Origin of the sequence: Agromyces intestinalis, from assembly GCF_008365295.1 — a bacterium.
In the GTDB taxonomy this organism is placed as follows: domain Bacteria; phylum Actinomycetota; class Actinomycetes; order Actinomycetales; family Microbacteriaceae; genus Agromyces; species Agromyces intestinalis.
In genome coordinates, this window is sequence record NZ_CP043505.1 from 476,539 (window position 1) to 491,930 (window position 15,392).

General features: G+C 72.4%; 17 protein-coding genes. 4 read left to right on the top strand and 13 right to left on the bottom strand.

Annotated elements, in window-relative coordinates:
• Nucleotides 1-4 precede the first annotated feature (4 nt).
• Nucleotides 5-568 carry an O-acetyl-ADP-ribose deacetylase gene (locus FLP10_RS02310; protein ID WP_149159400.1) on the top strand — a complete coding sequence of 188 codons (564 nt, stop codon included), beginning with the start codon at nucleotides 5-7 and terminating at the stop codon, nucleotides 566-568.
• Here FLP10_RS02310 and FLP10_RS02315 read toward each other — a convergent pair.
• The 6 genes from FLP10_RS02315 to FLP10_RS02340 form a co-directional block, all read right to left on the bottom strand.
• The gene (locus FLP10_RS02315) at nucleotides 549-1,499 is read right to left on the bottom strand and encodes a glycerophosphodiester phosphodiesterase (protein WP_149159401.1); all 951 of its coding nucleotides are present in this window, start codon (nucleotides 1,497-1,499) and stop codon (nucleotides 549-551) included. The genes FLP10_RS02310 and FLP10_RS02315 overlap by 20 nt on opposite strands.
• A gap of 119 nt (nucleotides 1,500-1,618) precedes the next feature.
• A complete protein-coding gene (locus FLP10_RS02320) occupies nucleotides 1,619-1,858 on the bottom strand; it encodes a hypothetical protein (protein WP_149159402.1) in 240 nt (79 codons plus the stop codon).
• Nucleotides 1,859-1,871: 13 nt separating this feature from the next.
• Complete coding sequence (locus tag FLP10_RS02325; protein ID WP_149159403.1) at nucleotides 1,872-2,732, bottom strand: aldehyde dehydrogenase family protein; 861 nt, start codon at nucleotides 2,730-2,732, stop codon at nucleotides 1,872-1,874.
• Complete coding sequence (locus tag FLP10_RS02330; RefSeq protein ID WP_149159404.1) at nucleotides 2,729-4,222, bottom strand: aldehyde dehydrogenase family protein; 1,494 nt, start codon at nucleotides 4,220-4,222, stop codon at nucleotides 2,729-2,731. Before FLP10_RS02330 ends, FLP10_RS02325 begins: the two co-directional genes overlap by 4 nt.
• 16 nt (nucleotides 4,223-4,238) lie before the next feature.
• Nucleotides 4,239-5,246, bottom strand: a complete 1,008-nt coding sequence (gene deoC, locus FLP10_RS02335) for a deoxyribose-phosphate aldolase (RefSeq protein ID WP_149159405.1) — start codon at nucleotides 5,244-5,246, stop codon at nucleotides 4,239-4,241.
• Nucleotides 5,247-5,268: 22 nt separating this feature from the next.
• Complete coding sequence (locus FLP10_RS02340; RefSeq protein ID WP_149159406.1) at nucleotides 5,269-6,213, bottom strand: sugar-binding transcriptional regulator; 945 nt, start codon at nucleotides 6,211-6,213, stop codon at nucleotides 5,269-5,271.
• A gap of 151 nt (nucleotides 6,214-6,364) precedes the next feature.
• Here FLP10_RS02340 and FLP10_RS02345 point away from each other — a divergent pair, with 151 nt between their 5' ends.
• A complete protein-coding gene (locus tag FLP10_RS02345; RefSeq protein WP_149159407.1) occupies nucleotides 6,365-7,294 on the top strand; it encodes an ROK family protein in 930 nt (309 codons plus the stop codon).
• Nucleotides 7,295-7,315: 21 nt separating this feature from the next.
• On the opposite strand, the gene FLP10_RS02350 is transcribed toward FLP10_RS02345, so the two are convergent.
• Genes FLP10_RS02350 through truB form a run of 5 tightly spaced genes read right to left on the bottom strand, consistent with a single transcriptional unit; the run spans nucleotide 7,316 to nucleotide 11,242 of the window.
• Nucleotides 7,316-8,524, bottom strand: coding sequence for an MFS transporter (locus FLP10_RS02350; protein WP_149159408.1), 1,209 nt, complete (start codon nucleotides 8,522-8,524; stop codon nucleotides 7,316-7,318).
• A complete protein-coding gene (locus tag FLP10_RS02355; RefSeq protein ID WP_149159409.1) occupies nucleotides 8,521-9,450 on the bottom strand; it encodes a bifunctional riboflavin kinase/FAD synthetase in 930 nt (309 codons plus the stop codon). The genes FLP10_RS02350 and FLP10_RS02355 overlap by 4 nt, the downstream gene beginning before the upstream one ends.
• Entirely contained in the window at nucleotides 9,447-9,944 is a 498-nt protein-coding gene (locus FLP10_RS02360) for a hypothetical protein (protein ID WP_149159410.1), read from the bottom strand. Before FLP10_RS02360 ends, FLP10_RS02355 begins: the two co-directional genes overlap by 4 nt.
• 26 nt (nucleotides 9,945-9,970) lie before the next feature.
• The gene (locus tag FLP10_RS02365; protein ID WP_149159411.1) at nucleotides 9,971-10,339 is read right to left on the bottom strand and encodes a hypothetical protein; all 369 of its coding nucleotides are present in this window, start codon (nucleotides 10,337-10,339) and stop codon (nucleotides 9,971-9,973) included.
• A gap of 9 nt (nucleotides 10,340-10,348) precedes the next feature.
• On the bottom strand, nucleotides 10,349-11,242 hold the full coding sequence (gene truB, locus FLP10_RS02370) for a tRNA pseudouridine(55) synthase TruB (RefSeq protein ID WP_425457626.1): 894 nt from the start codon (nucleotides 11,240-11,242) through the stop codon (nucleotides 10,349-10,351).
• 57 nt (nucleotides 11,243-11,299) lie between these two features.
• Here truB and FLP10_RS02375 point away from each other — a divergent pair, with 57 nt between their 5' ends.
• Nucleotides 11,300-12,292, top strand: coding sequence for a ketopantoate reductase family protein (locus FLP10_RS02375; protein ID WP_149159412.1), 993 nt, complete (start codon nucleotides 11,300-11,302; stop codon nucleotides 12,290-12,292).
• Nucleotides 12,293-12,402: 110 nt separating this feature from the next.
• On the opposite strand, the gene FLP10_RS02380 is transcribed toward FLP10_RS02375, so the two are convergent.
• Together FLP10_RS02380 and FLP10_RS02385 are read right to left on the bottom strand one after the other, a co-directional pair.
• Nucleotides 12,403-13,581, bottom strand: a complete 1,179-nt coding sequence (locus tag FLP10_RS02380) for a hypothetical protein (RefSeq protein ID WP_149159413.1) — start codon at nucleotides 13,579-13,581, stop codon at nucleotides 12,403-12,405.
• A 248-nt stretch (nucleotides 13,582-13,829) separates the two neighbouring features.
• Nucleotides 13,830-14,423: a nucleoside/nucleotide kinase family protein gene (locus FLP10_RS02385; protein WP_149159414.1), complete on the bottom strand. Its 594-nt coding sequence runs from the start codon at nucleotides 14,421-14,423 to the stop codon at nucleotides 13,830-13,832.
• 74 nt (nucleotides 14,424-14,497) lie between these two features.
• Here FLP10_RS02385 and FLP10_RS02390 point away from each other — a divergent pair, with 74 nt between their 5' ends.
• Nucleotides 14,498-15,379, top strand: a complete 882-nt coding sequence (locus tag FLP10_RS02390; RefSeq protein WP_149159415.1) for an HhH-GPD family protein — start codon at nucleotides 14,498-14,500, stop codon at nucleotides 15,377-15,379.
• Nucleotides 15,380-15,392 lie beyond the last annotated feature (13 nt).

Genomic DNA, 15,392 nt, shown 5'->3' on the forward strand with positions numbered 1-15,392 from the left:
CCGGATGCCCCGGATCGAGCTGGTCACGGACGACCTGACGCACGAGCGGGTCGACGCGATCGTGAACGCGGCGAACTCGTCGCTCCTCGGCGGCGGCGGCGTCGACGGCGCCATCCACCGCGCCGGCGGCCCCGAGATCCTCGCCGAGTGCCGCGCGCTGCGCGCGGGCGCGCTGCGCGACGGACTGCCGACCGGCGAGGCGGTCGCCACCGGCGCCGGACGCCTCGCGGCGCGGTGGGTCATCCACACGGTCGGCCCGGTCTGGCCGGGCAGCGCCGGGCCCGAGGCATCCGCACGCCGTTCGCTGCTCATCGCCGCGCATCGCAACTCGCTCGCCCTGGCCGCCGACCTGGGAGCCGGATCGATCGCCTTCCCGGCGATCTCGGCCGGCGTGTACGGCTGGCCGGTCGACGACGTCGCCGACGTCGCGCTGTCGGTCGCCTCGACGGCTGAGGCGGATGCCGCTCCCCCGCACGTGCGCTTCGTGCTGTTCTCCGAGCGCGTCGCCGACGCCTACCGGGCGGCCGCCGACCGACTCGGCGTCGAGGTCACGTTCCCGGAGCCGTAGCCGCGAGCCAGGCGTCGAGCGCGCTGGGTCGGTCGGTGATGATGCCGTCGACGCCGAGCGCGGCCACCTCGTTCCACTTCTTCTCGGAGTTCAGGGTGTAGCAGAGCACCGCGATGCCCACCGAATGCGCGAGGTCGAGCGCCTCGGGCGCGGCCGTCACGCTGGCCACGGTGGTGCCGAACCCGATGAGGCCGAATCGTTCCGCGATCGGCCGCGGGTCGGCGGGCAGTTCGCGGATCAGCATGATGCGGGGCAGCTGCGGGGCGACCGCGGCGATCGAGTCGAGGGTCTCGATGCTGAAGCTCTGCAGCACCACCCGGTCGTCGACGCCCCGGCGCTCGAGCAGATCGGTGACGGTGCGAACCTCGTCGGGCGTCCACGCCGCCTTCAGCTCGATGAGCGCCCGCGCGTCGTCGCGCTCGGCGAGCGCGGCGAGGAACGCGTCGAGGGTGGGGATCCTGGTGCCCTCGAACGCCGGGTCGTACCGCCGGCCGGCGTCGAGCCGGGACAGCTGGTCGAAGGTCAACTCGTCGACGCGGTGCGGGTCGCCGGTGACGCGACTGAGCTCGACGTCGTGGAATAGCACCGGCACGCCGTCGCGGGTGAGCTGCACGTCGGTCTCGACGAACTCGAGGCGGTCCATGGCGAGCTCGAGCGAGGGCAGCGTGTTCTCGGGTGCCCTCGCACGGTCGCCGCGGTGGGCGACGGTGAATGCGGGTTCACCCGGCGCGCGCAGGGCACCGAACACGTCGGTCGCGGACGCGGTGGGCGGCGGCTGCACGACGAGCATCGCGATCACGACGATCGCCAGCGCCACCGCACCGAGGCCGGTGCGCACGGCGCGTCGCGGCGGGTTGGCGAGCAGGTCGGACGAGCGGGGGTGTGCGGCGCGTGTGGGCGAATCGGGTCGCGCGCCGGGGGCGGGGTGCACGGATCGGGCCTTTCCCCGAACGAGCGCCGTTGCCCGATCGGTTCGGCCACGCTAGCACACGCCGTTATCGATTCGTTACCTTCTTTCGGGGGACACGAGGATCCGCCCTGCGCGTCGCCTCAGCCGCGCTCGTTGCCACGCCGATAGTTGCCGCTGGCGCGGGCGAGCAGCAGCTGCGACTGGGCCTCGTCGGCCCGCTGCAGCGCCGCGACGAGCCGTGCCGCATCGCGGCCGCCGACCGTCATGACGGCTCGGCCCCCTCGCGAGACGATGACGGCGCCCTGCTTCGTGACGCGGTAGTCGAACGGGTCGGTGACCAGCCGCTCCCGGGCATCCGGCGATCCCTCGCGACCCGACATGGCGTGCTCCGCGCTACCGCAGGCTCTTCGGGTGCCAGACCGTCTTCGTCTCGGTGAACGCGACGATGCGGTCCAGCGCCGGCGCCGCGGCATCCTGGCCGTTCTCGGGTCGCAGCACGCGCTTCAGCGTCTCGGCCGCCGCGACCTCGAGATCCACCCAGTCGAGCGCCCCCGCACCGACCAGGTCGAGCGCGTTCACGTCGGCGTGCGCGGCGAGCCACGGCGCGATCTCGGCGGGCGAACCGGTCAACACGTTCACCACGCCCTTCGGCACGTCGCTCGTGGCCAGCACCTCGGCCAGCGAGATCGCCGACAGCGGGAAGCGCTCGCTCGCGATCACGACCACCGCGTTGCCCGCGACGAGCGCCGGCGCGATCGCCGACACGAGCCCGACGAGCGACGAGTCCTGGGGTGCGACGATCGCGACGACCCCCGTCGGCTCGGGCACCGAGATGTTGAAGTAGGGCCCGGCGACCGGGTTCGCGTTGCCCGACACCTGGGCGAACTTGTCGGCCCAGCCGGCGTACCAGACCCAGCGGTCGATCGCCTCGTCGACCTGCACCGTCGCCTGGGCACGCGAGACGCCCTCGGCCTGTTCGATCTCGGCGGTGAACTGCGCCCGGCGCCCCTCGAGCAGCTCGGCGATGCGGTACAGCACCTGGCCGCGGTTGTACGCCGTGGCGCCCGACCAGCCGGCGACGGCGGCGCGTGCGGCGACGACCGCGTCGCGGGCGTCCTTGCGGGACGCCTTCGCCGCGTTCGCGAGGAAGGCGCCGTCGGCGGCGAGCACCTCGTAGGTGCGGCCAGACTCGCTGCGCGGGAACGCGCCGCCGATGAACAGCTTGTAGGTCTTGGGCACGGCGAGGCGGCTCACTTGCGGGCTCCCTTCTTCGCGGGCACGGCGGTTCGGGCGGTGACGGCCGCCCGGGTCGCGGGCTTCAGGTACGCGCCGAGTCCGTGCCGGCCGCCCTCGCGGCCGTAGCCCGACTCCTTGTAGCCGCCGAACGGGCTCGACGGATCGAACCGGTTGAACGTGTTCGCCCACACGACGCCCGCGCGCAGCTGGTCGGCGACCGCGAGGATGCGGCTGCCCTTGTCGGTCCAGATGCCGGCCGACAGGCCGTAGGGCGTGTTGTTCGCCTTCGCGATCGCCTCCTGCGGCGTACGGAAGCTCAGGACCGACAGCACCGGGCCGAAGACCTCTTCGCGGGCGATGCGGTGGCTCGTCTCGACGCCGGTGAAGATCGTCGGCGCGAACCAGAATCCGTTGTCGGGGATCTCGCACGGCGCGCTCCAGCGCTCGGCGCCCTCGGCCTCGCCGACGTCGCTGAGCTCGCGGATGCGGTCGAGCTGCTCACGCGAGTTGATCGCCCCGATGTCGGTGTTCTTGTCGAGCGGGTCGCCGAGCCGCAGCGTCGACAGGCGCCGCTTCAGCCGGTCGACGACCTCGTCGTGGATCGACTCCTGCACGAGCAGGCGGCTGCCCGCGCAGCACACGTGCCCCTGGTTGAAGAAGATGCCGTTGACGATGCCCTCGATCGCCTGGTCGATCGGCGCATCGTCGAACACGATGTTCGCGGCCTTGCCGCCGAGCTCGAGGGTGAGCTTCTTCTCGGTGCCGGCGATGGCCTTCGCGATCTGGCGGCCCACCGAGGTCGAACCCGTGAACGCCACCTTGTCGACGTCGGGATGCGAGACGAGTGCCGCACCGGTGTCGCCCGCGCCCGTGACGATGTTGACGACGCCCGGCGGCAGGTCGGCCTGCTGCACGATCTCGGCGAACAGCAGCGCGGTGAGCGGGGTCGTCTCGGCGGGCTTCAGCACGACCGTGTTGCCGGCCGCGAGCGCGGGCGCGATCTTCCAGGCCAGCATGAGCAGTGGGAAGTTCCACGGGATGACCTGGCCTGCGACGCCGAGCGCGCGGGGGTCGGCACCCAGCCCGGCGTGATCGAGCTTGTCGGCCCACCCCGCGTAGTAGAAGAACCAGGCGGCCACGAGCGGCACGTCGACGTCGCGCGACTCCTTGATGGGCTTGCCGTTGTCGAGCGACTCGGCGACGGCGAGCTCGCGCGCCCGCTCCTGCACGAGCCGGGCGATGCGGAACAGGTACTTGCCGCGGTCACGGCCGCTCATGCGGCTCCACACCCGGTCGTAGGCGCGGCGGGCGGCCGCGACGGCCAGGTCGACATCGGAGGCGTCGGCGTTCGCGATCTCGGCGATGCGCGTCTCGTCGGCGGGCGAAATGGTCTGGAAGGCGGCGCCGTGTCCGTCGACGAACTCGCCGTCGATGAAGAGGCCGTAGGCGTCGCGAAGCGACAGGATCGCGCGCGACTCGGGGGCGGGTGCGTACTCGAGGAAGCTCATGGGATGTCTCGTCTCGTCAGTCGATCGTCACGTAGTCGGCGCCCGAGTAGTGCCCGGTGCGGAGCTTCTGGCGCTGCAGCAGCACGTCGTTGAGCAGGCTGGATGCCCCGAAGCGGAACAGATGCGGCTGGAGCCACTCCTCGCCCACCGTCTCGGCGACCGTCACGAGGTACTTCACCGCATCTTTCGAGGCACGGATGCCGCCGGCGGGCTTCACGCCGATGCGCTGGCCGGTGAGCAGGTGCCAATCGCGCACGACTTCGAGCATGAGCAGGGTCACCGGCAGCGTGGCGGCCGGCTGCACCTTGCCCGTCGAGGTCTTGATGAAGTCGCCGCCCGCGAGGATCGACAGCCACGACGCGCGACGCACGTTGTCGTAGGTGACGAGCTCGCCCGTCTCGAGGATCACCTTGAGGCTCGCGCTCGTGCCGTCGGGCCGGAGGCACGCCTGTTTCACCGCGGCGATCTGGTCGAACACCAGGCCGTACCGACCGGCGAGGAACGCCCCGCGGTCGATGACCATGTCGATCTCGTCGGCGCCGGCCGCGACCGCCTCGGCGGTGTCGGCGAGCTTGATCTCGAGCGACGCTCGGCCCGACGGGAATGCCGTGGCCACCGCGGCGACCGAGACCCCGCCCGCGTCGGGGTCGCCGTGCGCATCGCCGAGCGCTTCGACCGCGTAGGGCACCATGTCGCCGTAGACGCACACCGCGGCGACGCGCGGTGTGGTCGCATCGGCCGGGTCAGGGTTGACCGCCTTCGCGACGAGCGACCGCACCTTGCCCGGGGTGTCGGCACCTTCGAGCGTGGTCAGGTCGATGAGCGAGATGATGCGGTCGAGTGCCCAGGCCTTCGACGAGGTCTTGATCGAGCGGGTGCCGAGACCGGCCGCGCGCTGCTCGAGGCCGACCGCGTCGACCCCCGGGATGCCGTGCAGGTAGCGGCGCAGCGTGGCGTCGTCGGGTTCGCCGCCGAGTAGGGCGACAGCGCGCTCGCGTGCGGTGACGAGGGAGGTTTCGGGCATGCGGAGCCTTCTTCCGGAGGTTCTAGCCGTCGAGCAGGTGGAGGGCGGTGGCTTCGTCGGTGACGAGCACCGTGCAGAGGCCGCTGCGCACGACGGCGTCGGCGACCGCGTGCTTGGAAGGACCGGCGATGACCGCGATCGACCGCGGCGCGGCGCGCAGCTCATCGAGGGTGAGCCCCACCGTGCGCGCGTCGAGCGCGGGGTCGACGATGTTGCCGTCGGAGTCGATGTAGCGCCCGACGACGTCGCCGACGGCACCCTTCTGCACGAGCAGGTCGACGTCGCCGACCGAAAGGTAGCCGCTCTCGACGTGCACGGAGTGGTGGTCGGCGGCGCCTGCGCTGAACAGGTACGCGTCGGCGGATCGCGCGAGGTCGATGACCCCGGCGACGACCCGGTCGCTCTCGATCGCCTGCTTCGTCTCGAGCCGCTCGAGTATCGCGGGGCTGGGCAGCAGCGTCGCGTTGCCGCTCGCCTTCTGCGCGATCGCGACGGCCGTAGCTGCTGCGGTGCCCGGGCGGCGGTTGAGGCTCACGCCGCCGTTGATCTGCACGACGTTGACCGCGGTCGCCCACCCGGGGCGCAGGTGCTGCGAGAGGTCGAACAGCGTACGACCCCAGCTCACGCCGAGCGTGCGCGGCACGGGGCGCAGCGCGGTGAGGTAGTCGGCGGCGGCCTGGGCGGTGCGCGCCTGCAACTCGTCGGGGCCCGAGACGCCGGCCGACGAGACGACGATCGCGTCGTCGAGCCCGCGCTCATCGCGCAGCCGCCGCTCGATCGGCAGCCGGCGCGCCCTCGGATGCAGGATCTCGATGCGGATGAAGCCGCGCTGCTTGGCCTGGGCGAGCAGCCGCCCGACCTTCCACCGGGTGAGGCTCAGCGCCTGCCCGATCTCGTCCTGCGTCTTGTTCTCTTCGTAGTAGAGCTCAGCCGCCCGGATCGAGAGCAGTTCGTCGACCTCGTCCATCACGCTCCCTCCGATCGCGGTGGCACTTTCGGGTGCGCATCCCGCCGCTCGTTCCAGCGTAAGCAGCCCTCCGCTCCCCGGCAACACTCGTTGGCGCTTCTGCTCACATGAGCACACAGAGGTGACGTCACGCTCTCCTAAGCTGATTCGCATGCCCTCACTCGCACTTGCCGTCGACTTCGGCGGCACCAAGGTCGAGGCCGCGCTCGTCGACGCCGACGCGGCCGTCGTCCCCGGCAGCCGTCACCGCCACCCGACCGGCCCCGATCGCACCGCCGACCAGCTCGACGCGGCCGTCGCCGAGGTCGTGCGCGGCGCTGTCTCGACGCTGCCCGGCGGGGTCGATCTCGCGGGCATCGGCATCGGTTCGGCAGGGCCGGTCGACGTCGCCGCGGGCACCGTCTCACCGCTCAACGTCCCCGCTTGGCGGGGGCATCCGCTCGCCGACCGGGTGCGCGCTCTCGTGCCCGGTGTGCCGGTCGACCTGCGCATCGACGGGCTCTGCATCGCCCTGGCCGAGCACTGGGTCGGCGCGGGCCGAGGCGCCCACAACCTGCTCGGCATGATCGTGTCGACCGGCGTCGGCGGCGGGCTCGTGCTCGGCGACCGCGGCGCGCCGAGCCCGTCGGGCAACGGCGGCCACATCGGCCACGTCGAGGTCGGCGGCTTCGACGACGCGTGCCCCTGCGGTGGGCGCGGATGCCTCGAGGCGATCGCGAGCGGCCCGCGCACGGTGGCGTGGGCGCGCACCCAGGGCTTCGAGGGCACCACCGGCGAAGACCTCGCCGCCGCGCACGCCGCGGGCGACCCGGTCGCGATCGCCGCCGTCGAGCGCGCCGGTCGCGCGATCGGTCAAGCCGTCGCGTCGGCGACGAACCTCGTCGACCTCGACGTCGTCGCCATCGGCGGCGGGTTCTCGCGGGTCTCCCCCGCGCTCTTCGAACACGCCCGCGCGGCGGTCACCCGACGCACCGCCTTCGACTTCGTGCGGCGCGTCAAGATCGTTCCATCGGGCCTCGGCGACGAGGGGCCGCTCATCGGCGCCGCCGCGCTCGTGCATCGGCCCGAGCTGGTCGGCTGAGCCGACCCGCCGCCGGACTCGTCAGCGGGCGCGCTCGTCCTCGAACATCCGGGGGCGGGCGACGACCAGGCCCGCCACGCCGACCGGCACCGCGGTGGCCAGCAGCAGCACGAGCGGCAGCGACCACGACCCCGTCGCGTCGTGCAGCACGCCCAGCACGAGCGGTCCGGCCGCGGCGATCAGGTAGCCGGCCGACTGCACGAAGCCGCTCAACGCGACCGCGCCGGCCTGCGTGCGAGTGCGCAGATTGATGAGCACGAGTGACAGCGGGAAGATGAGCGGCCCGGTGCCGATGAGCACCACCCACAGCCAGGTCGCGGTCGCAGGCGCCACCAGCAGGCCGAGGTAGCCGAGGGCGAAGGATGCCACGCTGACGCCGATGAGCAGAGGCACCCGGTTCCACCGCGCGGCGACGATCGGCACCACGAGCCCGGCGACCAAGCCCATCGCCGCGTACAGCGAGAGCAGCGCGCCGGCCGCGGCGGCCGACGACCCGGCGATGTCCTGCAGAATCCTCGGCAACCACGCGAACGCGGTGTAGGCGTTCACCGACGAGCCCGCGAACACGACCGTGAGCGCCCACGCGAGCGGCGAGCGCAGCGCGTGCCGCAGCTGCGTGGCGTCGGGCTCGACCACGCCCGGCGCCCGGGCTGCGCGCGAACGGATCGCGAGCGCCAGCCACGGCACCAGCGCCGCGACGGCGAACACCGCCCAGAGTCCCAGCTCGACCCGCCACCCGGCCGCCTCGGCCACGGGCACGGCGATGAGCGGGGGCAGCAGCGTCGAGATCGACATCGCCGTCACGTAGAGCGTCGTCATGAGGCCGATGCGGTCGGGGAAGTACCGCTTCACGGCGAGCGGCAGCAGCACGTTGCCCACGCCCATCGCAGCGAACGTGATCACGCTCGCGACGACCAGCCCGGTCGCGTCGCCGACGAGCCCGCGCCCCGCGAGCCCGATGACGAGCAGCACGAGCGCCGCGATCAGCGGCCGCTCGAGACCCCACCGCCGCGCGATGGCCGGCGTCACGAGTCCGAACACCGCGTAGCAGACCGGCGGCAGCATGCCGAGGAGCCCGACGACCACGGCACTCAGCGGGACATCCGCCTCGACCTGCGCGAGCACCGGCGACAGCGACGCGACCGCCGAACGCAGGTTGAACGCCAGCAGCAGGATCCCGATCAGGGCGAGCGAGCGCCCCGCCCAGAGCGCACGCCGGGCGGCGCTCACGCGAGCAGCTCGCGCGCCCGGTCGACGTCGTCGCGGATCGTGTCGATGAGGCCCTCGATGCTCTCGAACGCGACCATGCCGCGCAGCCGCTCGACGAACTCGACGTCGACGAGGTGGTCGTAGAGGTCGAGATCGCGGTCGAGCACGTACGCCTCGACCTGCTTCTTCGGCACGCCCTCGAACGTCGGGTTGTCGCCCACCGAGATCGCCGCCGGGTACCGGGTGCCGGCGTCAGTCAGCCAGCCGGCGTAGACGCCGTCAGCGGGGATCAGCCCCTCGGACTCGGGCGACAGGTTCGCCGTCGGGAAGCCCAGCTCGCGTCCGCGCGCGGCACCGTGCACGACGATGCCCGACACGGTCGGGGTGTGGCCGAGCAACTCGCTCGCGCGACGCACGTCTCCGGCTGCGAGGAGCTCGCGCACCCAGGTCGACGAGACGCGGTGCTCGTCATCGGGCATGACGTCGTCGACGACGACGACCTCGAATCCGAGCTCGGCGCCGAGTCGCTCGAGCAGCGCGACATCTCCCGCGCCGCGCGCGCCGTAGCGGAAGTCGCGACCGACCAGCACCGCGCGCGCGCCGAGCGCGTCGACGAGCACCCGCTGCACGAACTCCTCGGCGGGTACCGCCGCGAGGGTCCGGTCGAAGGGCAGCAGCACCGTCGCATCGACGCCCGTCGTCGCGAGCAGGTTGAGCTTCTGCCGCACGCTCACGAGCGGGTCGGGGCAGCGGTCGGGCGCGAGCAGCGCGAGCGGGTTGCGGTCGAACGTGACGACCGCGGTCGTGAGGTGGCGCTCGGCGGCGATGCCGCGCAGGCGTTCGATGACGGCTCGGTGCCCCAGGTGCACGCCGTCGAACTTTCCGATGGTCACCGCCGAGGGGCCGAATCCCTCGGGCACCGCGTCGAGGCCCTTGAACGACCTCACGCGGCGTCGACCTCTGCCGAGGCTGCGGGAGTCGCGGCCCGCGCGTCGTCGACCGGCGGATGCGTCGCCAGCCACCACATCCCGAGCGCGGGCAGCAGGAGCGGGATGAACAGGTATCCGGCACCGAAGAGGCTCCACACGGTGGACGTGCGGCCGAACGGGTCCCCGGTGCCGGTGCCGAGCAGGTCGGGCCACAGCCAGGTGATCGTGCCGACGACGAGCACGCCGACGGCCTCGAACCCGATCGTGATCCACGCCACCCGGTACCAGACCCGCCCGGGCGCGATCAGCGCGATCGTGGCGACGATGTACACCACCGCAGACAGCCCCGACAGCGTGAAGGCGACGGGCGCCTCGTCGAACCGCTCGATGATCTGCACGGCCGTGCGGCCGGTCGCGGCCAGCGCGAGGATGCCGTAGACGACGACGAGCACGCGCCCGATACCGGTCATTCGACGCGGGCGGGCAGGGATGGAGGCGTTCCGGGGAGACATGACGTTCGATTCTCTCACTCGTACGCTCACGCCTGCTGCACCGTCCAGATCTGGAGCATCCGGTACACCATGACCGCGACCGCGAGGGCTGCGACGCCGAGGATCACGGTCGACCACCGGTTGCGCTCGAGCAGCGCCCAGAACGCCGCGACCGGCGGCAGCAGCGCGGCCGAGATCAGGTAGATCCAGAACTCGAGCACGCTGCCGGATGCCTCGTTGCCGACGAACGGGGCGACGATCGCGACCACGACCTGGCCGATCAGCAGCACTTCGACGAGTGCGAGCGCCCCGATGCTGAGGTCGCTCGGAACCCGACCCACCAATCCGAGCGCGAGGCAGAGCACGCCGGCGACCGTCGCGACCGCGACCTGCACCCATGCGTACCACTCGATCATCGTGCGCTCCTACTCGTAGTCCTGCGGGAACCCGGTGACGACCTTCAGCGTGTCGCCGCGCCGTTCGACGACCGCGACCAGCCGATCGCCGTCGATCGCGGCCATCGTTCCGACCGCGTCGGCCGGCGCTGCGATGCGCTTGCCGTGACCGAGGTCTCTCGCGTCGTCGGGTGACACCGACACGACGGGCAGCGCCCGCGCCGCGGCATCCGCGGGGCTCATCAGCGCCGCCGCAACCCCGTCGGCCTCGAGCGAGGCGAGCGTCGCGGCTTCGGCCACTTCGAATCCGCCCACCCGGGTGCGCCGCAGCGCCGTGAGGTGCCCGCCCGCCCCCAGCGCAGCGCCGAGGTCGCGCGCCAGGGCGCGCACGTACGTGCCCGATGTGCACGCCACGCGCACATCGAGGTCGATCGCCGCATCCGCGCGGCGCACGTCGAGCAGGTCGAACGCCGTGACGGTCACCCGCCGGGCCGCCAACTCGACCTGTTCGCCGTCGCGCACCCGGTCGTAGGCGCGGCGCCCGTCGACCTTCACGGCGCTCACCGAGCTCGGCACCTGGTCGAGCTCTCCCGTGAGCCGCAGCATCCCGTCACGGATCGCCTCGTCGCCGATCGCGGCTACGACCTCGGCAGGCGCCAGTTCGACGATCTCGCCCTCGGCATCGTCGGTGGTCGTCGCCGCCCCGAGCCGAACCGTCGCGAGGTACTCCTTGTCGAGGCCTACGAGGTGGTGCAGCAGGCGGGTCGCCGAGTTCACTCCGATGAGCAGCAGGCCGGTGGCCATCGGGTCGAGGGTTCCGGCGTGCCCCACCTTGCGCGTGCCGGCGAGCCGACGGACCCTGGCGACGACGTCGTGACTGGTCATCCCCCCGGGCTTGTCCACGAGGAGGATGCCGCTGTTCACGCGCACCAGGCTATCAGCCGGGCCGGATTCCTCGGGTCGGCCTTCTACGCTGGAGGGATGCGGATCGGCATCATCGGGGCGGGCGCCCTCGGCGGCACGTTCGCGGCGCTGTTGCACCAGGCCGGACACGACGTCGAGGTCACCGCACGCGGCGCGAGCCTCGCGGCGATCCGCGACGGCGGGATCCAGCTCACGGGCGGCTACGGCGACGTGCACGCGCGCGTCGAGGCATCCGAGCTCCTCACCCGCCGCCCCGACCTCGTGCTCGTGTGCACCAAGGCGCAGGACGCCGAGGCCGCGATCACCGCGAATGCCGAGGTCATCGACGGCGCGACGGTGGTGGTCGTGCAGAACGGTCTCGACGGCGTCGACACGGCCGCCAAGCTGCTGCCCCGCTCGTCGTGCCTCGGCCTGCTGTCGATCATCGCCGCGAACCACACCGAACCCGGATCGGTACGGGTCACCTCGACCGCCGAGAGCTTCCTCGGCCGCGGCGACGGGCCGCCCGACGACGAGTCGCGACGCATCGCCGAGGTGCTCTCGGAGGCGGTGCCCGTGGCGGCGATCGGCGGGTTCCGCGGCGCCCAGTGGACCAAGCTCGTGGTGAACATGGTCAACGCCGTGCCCGCGATCGTCGGGCGCAGCGTGCAGGAGGCGCTGAGCAACCGCCTCCTGCGACGGGTGATCACCGCGTCGATGCGCGAGACCGTGCGGATCGGCATCGCCCGAGGCATCCGATTCGGCTCGCTCCAGGGACTCGACGACCGCCGGCTCCGCCGGTTCGCGCGGATGCCGCTCTGGATCGGCCAGCGCCTGCCCCGCACCCTGTTCGCATACCTGGGGTCGGTGCCGAACCTCGGCTCGACGCAGCAGAGCGTACGGCGCGGCCAGCCGACCGAGATCGACTTCCTGAACGGCGCGGTCGTGCGCCAGGCCGAGGCGATCGGGTCGGACGCCCCCGTCAACCGCGCACTCGTCCAGCTCGTGCACGAGGTCGAACGCGAGGGGTTCCTGCCCGTCGAGCGGGTCGTCGCGGTGCTGCGGAACTGAGCGGTGCTGCCGAACTGAGCGGCGCTGCCGAACTGAGGCGCTGCGGAGCTGAGCGGTGGGGACGCGAACGGGGGCCCGGCGAACCGGACCCCCGTCGCTGAAACCGTGGGCTACTCGGTCGGCGTCGACTCACCGGTCGTGGCGGCCACCGTGCGCTTGCGACGCACCGCGGCGATCACGACGACGGCCGCACCGACCACCACGATCACGCCCGCGACGATCGCGATCGTGCCGCCGGCGAAGCCGGTCTCGGCCAGGCCGCTGCCGCCGGCGGACGGGACCGCAGCAACAGGGCTCACCGCGGCCGGCGTGGGCGTCGGCGTCGGCGGAGCCACCGCACCGCCGTCGCCGCCACCGATCCCGGGATTCGCCGAGCACTCGAGGGTGAACGCGGGATAGACGAGATCGTCGACCAGGGCCTCGCGGCTCACGTCGAGGTACGCCTGCAGCGCGGCATCGCGGGTCCAGGCGAAGTTCTCGTCCGTCTGCTCCCAGGTGCCGTCGGCACGCTGCTTCCAGCCGGGCCATCCGGTGGGCTCGCCCGTCTCGTCGTCGACCGATGCACCGGGCCAGAGCGGGGTCGCGTCGATGAGGCCGTTCGCATCGGGCGCCGGCAACTCGATGCTCGCCTCATCGGTGCCGTCGGTGATGACCAGCGAGACCTTCGACTCGGCGGTCGTCGACGGCACGGTTGCCCGGACGTGGATCCGCGGGACATCGGCCTCGCACAGCCCCGTCGCGACCTCGAGCACCGGAGCCGGCGTCGGCGTCGGGCTCGGGCTCGGGGTGGCGACGCAATCGCCGGGGAGGTTCTGGACCCGACCGTCGGAGCCCTTCGTGGTCGACCCCCACGACGTGAACGCGTACACCCACGGTCCTGTCTTCGTGGTGCCGGGCAGCTTCTGCGTGCCGAGCTCGACGGTCTGGTTGCCCGTCGAGATCACGGGACCGCGGTCCATCCCGGCGTTGCTCCTCGGTGTGGACTCGAACTCGGTCGTGCCGATGCGCCACATGGTCGTGCCCTGCTTCTCGCCGGGAACGGCTTCCAGCGTGAGCGTGTAGGTGACGTCGTACTCACCGGTCGCCGGGTTGCACACCGCGTCCGCGTGCAGGTTTCCCGTGTGCGCCGCAGCGGGTGCCGCGACGCCGACGAGCGCGACCCCGAGGCCGAGCGCTGCTGAGACGACTGCGGCCGCGATGCGGCTGAGGCTACGGCTCGATCGTGCGCGTCGACGCGCGCGATCGGCACCGGGGGCAGGTTGCGCCGCGAAGGCGCGATTGATGCTCATTCGGTGTGCTCTCCAGGGTCCGACGGCGTCGACGAACCGCGCGACCCGCACCGCTGCGGACAGCGCGCCGCGAGGCGCGGCTGCAGTCGCGGCAAGCGCGGGCGCCGCGCCGCAGAGCGGGTCGGAACGAAGGAAGCGGGTTCGGGGATGCCGATTGGGGGGTTGTTGCTCTCAGTATGGCGAAAAGTGCAGCGTCCGATCAGCGACTGCACAGGAATTGTGATTTCTGTACCCCGAATAGGGGGAGTTCAGTGGACGATCGACAACGGATACGCCGGATCGGCGAGCGAGACGACCACGTCGGCGACCGACCGCGGGTCGCGGTGCGCGTAGGCGAGCACGTCGGCGGGATCCACCGGATCCCCGTCGACGGCGATCGCGACGTCCCACAGGTCGGCGAGCCGCTCGCGCAGCACGAACCGGCCATCCACCACGAGGATCGCGTCCTCGGGCCCAGTGAGCCACTTCGGCTCGACCCACGCGTCGCGTGCCGGGTCGAACACGCGGGTGACGAAGGCCGCGGAACCCGCGAGCCGGAACGGCTCGACGAGCGAGCGCCGCAGTGCCGACTCGTCGAACCCGTATCGCCAGTATCGCTCGGGCGTGTCCGCCCCGAATTCGGCCTGCGCGGCCCGCGAGCGGTGGAAGTCCTCCATGCGGGCCCGGAACACCGCGTGATCGCGCTCCTCGAGCACCGCGGCGAGGTCGTCGGCGAGGGCGCTCTTGCCGCTCTGCACCGGCCCGTCGATCGCCACGATCATGCGCCCGCGGCCGTAGCGCGCGAGGATCTCCTCGGCGAGCCCTCGCAGGTAGGTCACGCGTGGCGTCGTCACGAGTCGCATGTTCAGACTGTAGGCGAGCAAGCGGTGCGCGCGCGAGGCATCCGGCTGCGCCATCGACCACCTACGCTGATGGGATGCCCCGCTCGCCCGCCGAATTCGCCGACCGGGTCGTGGCGTGGTTCGCGGGCGCTGCGCGCCCGCTCCCGTGGCGCGCAGCCGACGTCTCGCCCTGGGCCGTGCTGGTCAGCGAGTTCATGCTGCAGCAGACCCAGGTCGCCCGGGTCCAGCCCAAGTGGGAGGAATGGATGCTCCGGTGGCCGACGCCGGCCGACCTCGCCGGCGTGCCTCCCTCCGAAGCGGTGCGCGCGTGGGACCGGCTCGGCTACCCGCGCCGCGCGCTGTGGCTGCACCGCGCGGCGACGGAGATCGTCGAACGGCACGGCGGCGAGGTCCCCGACGACCTCGACGCGCTGCTCGCCCTGCAGGGCATCGGCCCCTACACCGCACGCGCCGTCGCCGCGTTCGCGTTCGGAGCGAGGCATCCGGTCGTGGACACCAACACCCGACGTGTGCTCGCCCGGGTCGTCGATGGTCGCGCGCAGGCCGCGCCGCCGTCCGCAGCGCGCGACCTGGCGGCGATGTCGGCGGTACTGCCGGCCGACCCGGCCGCGGCGCGCGCGTTCAACGCGGGCGCGATGGAACTGGGCGCGACGGTGTGCGCCGCACGACTTCCTCGATGCGATGCCTGCCCCGTCGCCGACCTCTGCGCGTGGCGCGCCGCCGGGTACCCCGCGCATCACGGCCCGAAGCGTCGCACCCAGGCGCGGTTCGAGGGCAGCGACCGGCAGTTGCGCGGACGCATCATGCGGGAACTCCGCGGCTCGCACCGACCGGTCGCGCGCGATGAGCTCGCACCGCTCGACGCGGACGCGGCCCGCCTCGATCGCGTGCTCGGCACGCTGGTCGCCGACGGCCTCGCCGTGGCATCCGACGACGGCTACGCGCTGCCGAGCTAGCGGGCGCAGCGCG

Bases quoted from the DNA above. Each gene is read 5' to 3' on its own strand.
- FLP10_RS02310 (WP_149159400.1), top strand. From the start codon at position 5: ATGCCCCGGATCGAGCTGGTCACGGACGACCTGACGCACGAGCGGGTC.
- FLP10_RS02320 (WP_149159402.1), bottom strand. From the start codon at position 1,858: ATGTCGGGTCGCGAGGGATCGCCGGATGCCCGGGAGCGGCTGGTCACC.
- FLP10_RS02330 (WP_149159404.1), bottom strand. From the start codon at position 4,222: ATGAGCTTCCTCGAGTACGCACCCGCCCCCGAGTCGCGCGCGATCCTG.
- deoC (WP_149159405.1), bottom strand. From the start codon at position 5,246: ATGCCCGAAACCTCCCTCGTCACCGCACGCGAGCGCGCTGTCGCCCTA.
- FLP10_RS02340 (WP_149159406.1), bottom strand. From the start codon at position 6,213: ATGGACGAGGTCGACGAACTGCTCTCGATCCGGGCGGCTGAGCTCTAC.
- FLP10_RS02345 (WP_149159407.1), top strand. From the start codon at position 6,365: ATGCCCTCACTCGCACTTGCCGTCGACTTCGGCGGCACCAAGGTCGAG.
- FLP10_RS02360 (WP_149159410.1), bottom strand. From the start codon at position 9,944: ATGTCTCCCCGGAACGCCTCCATCCCTGCCCGCCCGCGTCGAATGACC.
- FLP10_RS02365 (WP_149159411.1), bottom strand. From the start codon at position 10,339: ATGATCGAGTGGTACGCATGGGTGCAGGTCGCGGTCGCGACGGTCGCC.
- FLP10_RS02375 (WP_149159412.1), top strand. From the start codon at position 11,300: ATGCGGATCGGCATCATCGGGGCGGGCGCCCTCGGCGGCACGTTCGCG.
- FLP10_RS02380 (WP_149159413.1), bottom strand. From the start codon at position 13,581: ATGAGCATCAATCGCGCCTTCGCGGCGCAACCTGCCCCCGGTGCCGAT.
- FLP10_RS02385 (WP_149159414.1), bottom strand. From the start codon at position 14,423: ATGCGACTCGTGACGACGCCACGCGTGACCTACCTGCGAGGGCTCGCC.
- FLP10_RS02390 (WP_149159415.1), top strand. From the start codon at position 14,498: ATGCCCCGCTCGCCCGCCGAATTCGCCGACCGGGTCGTGGCGTGGTTC.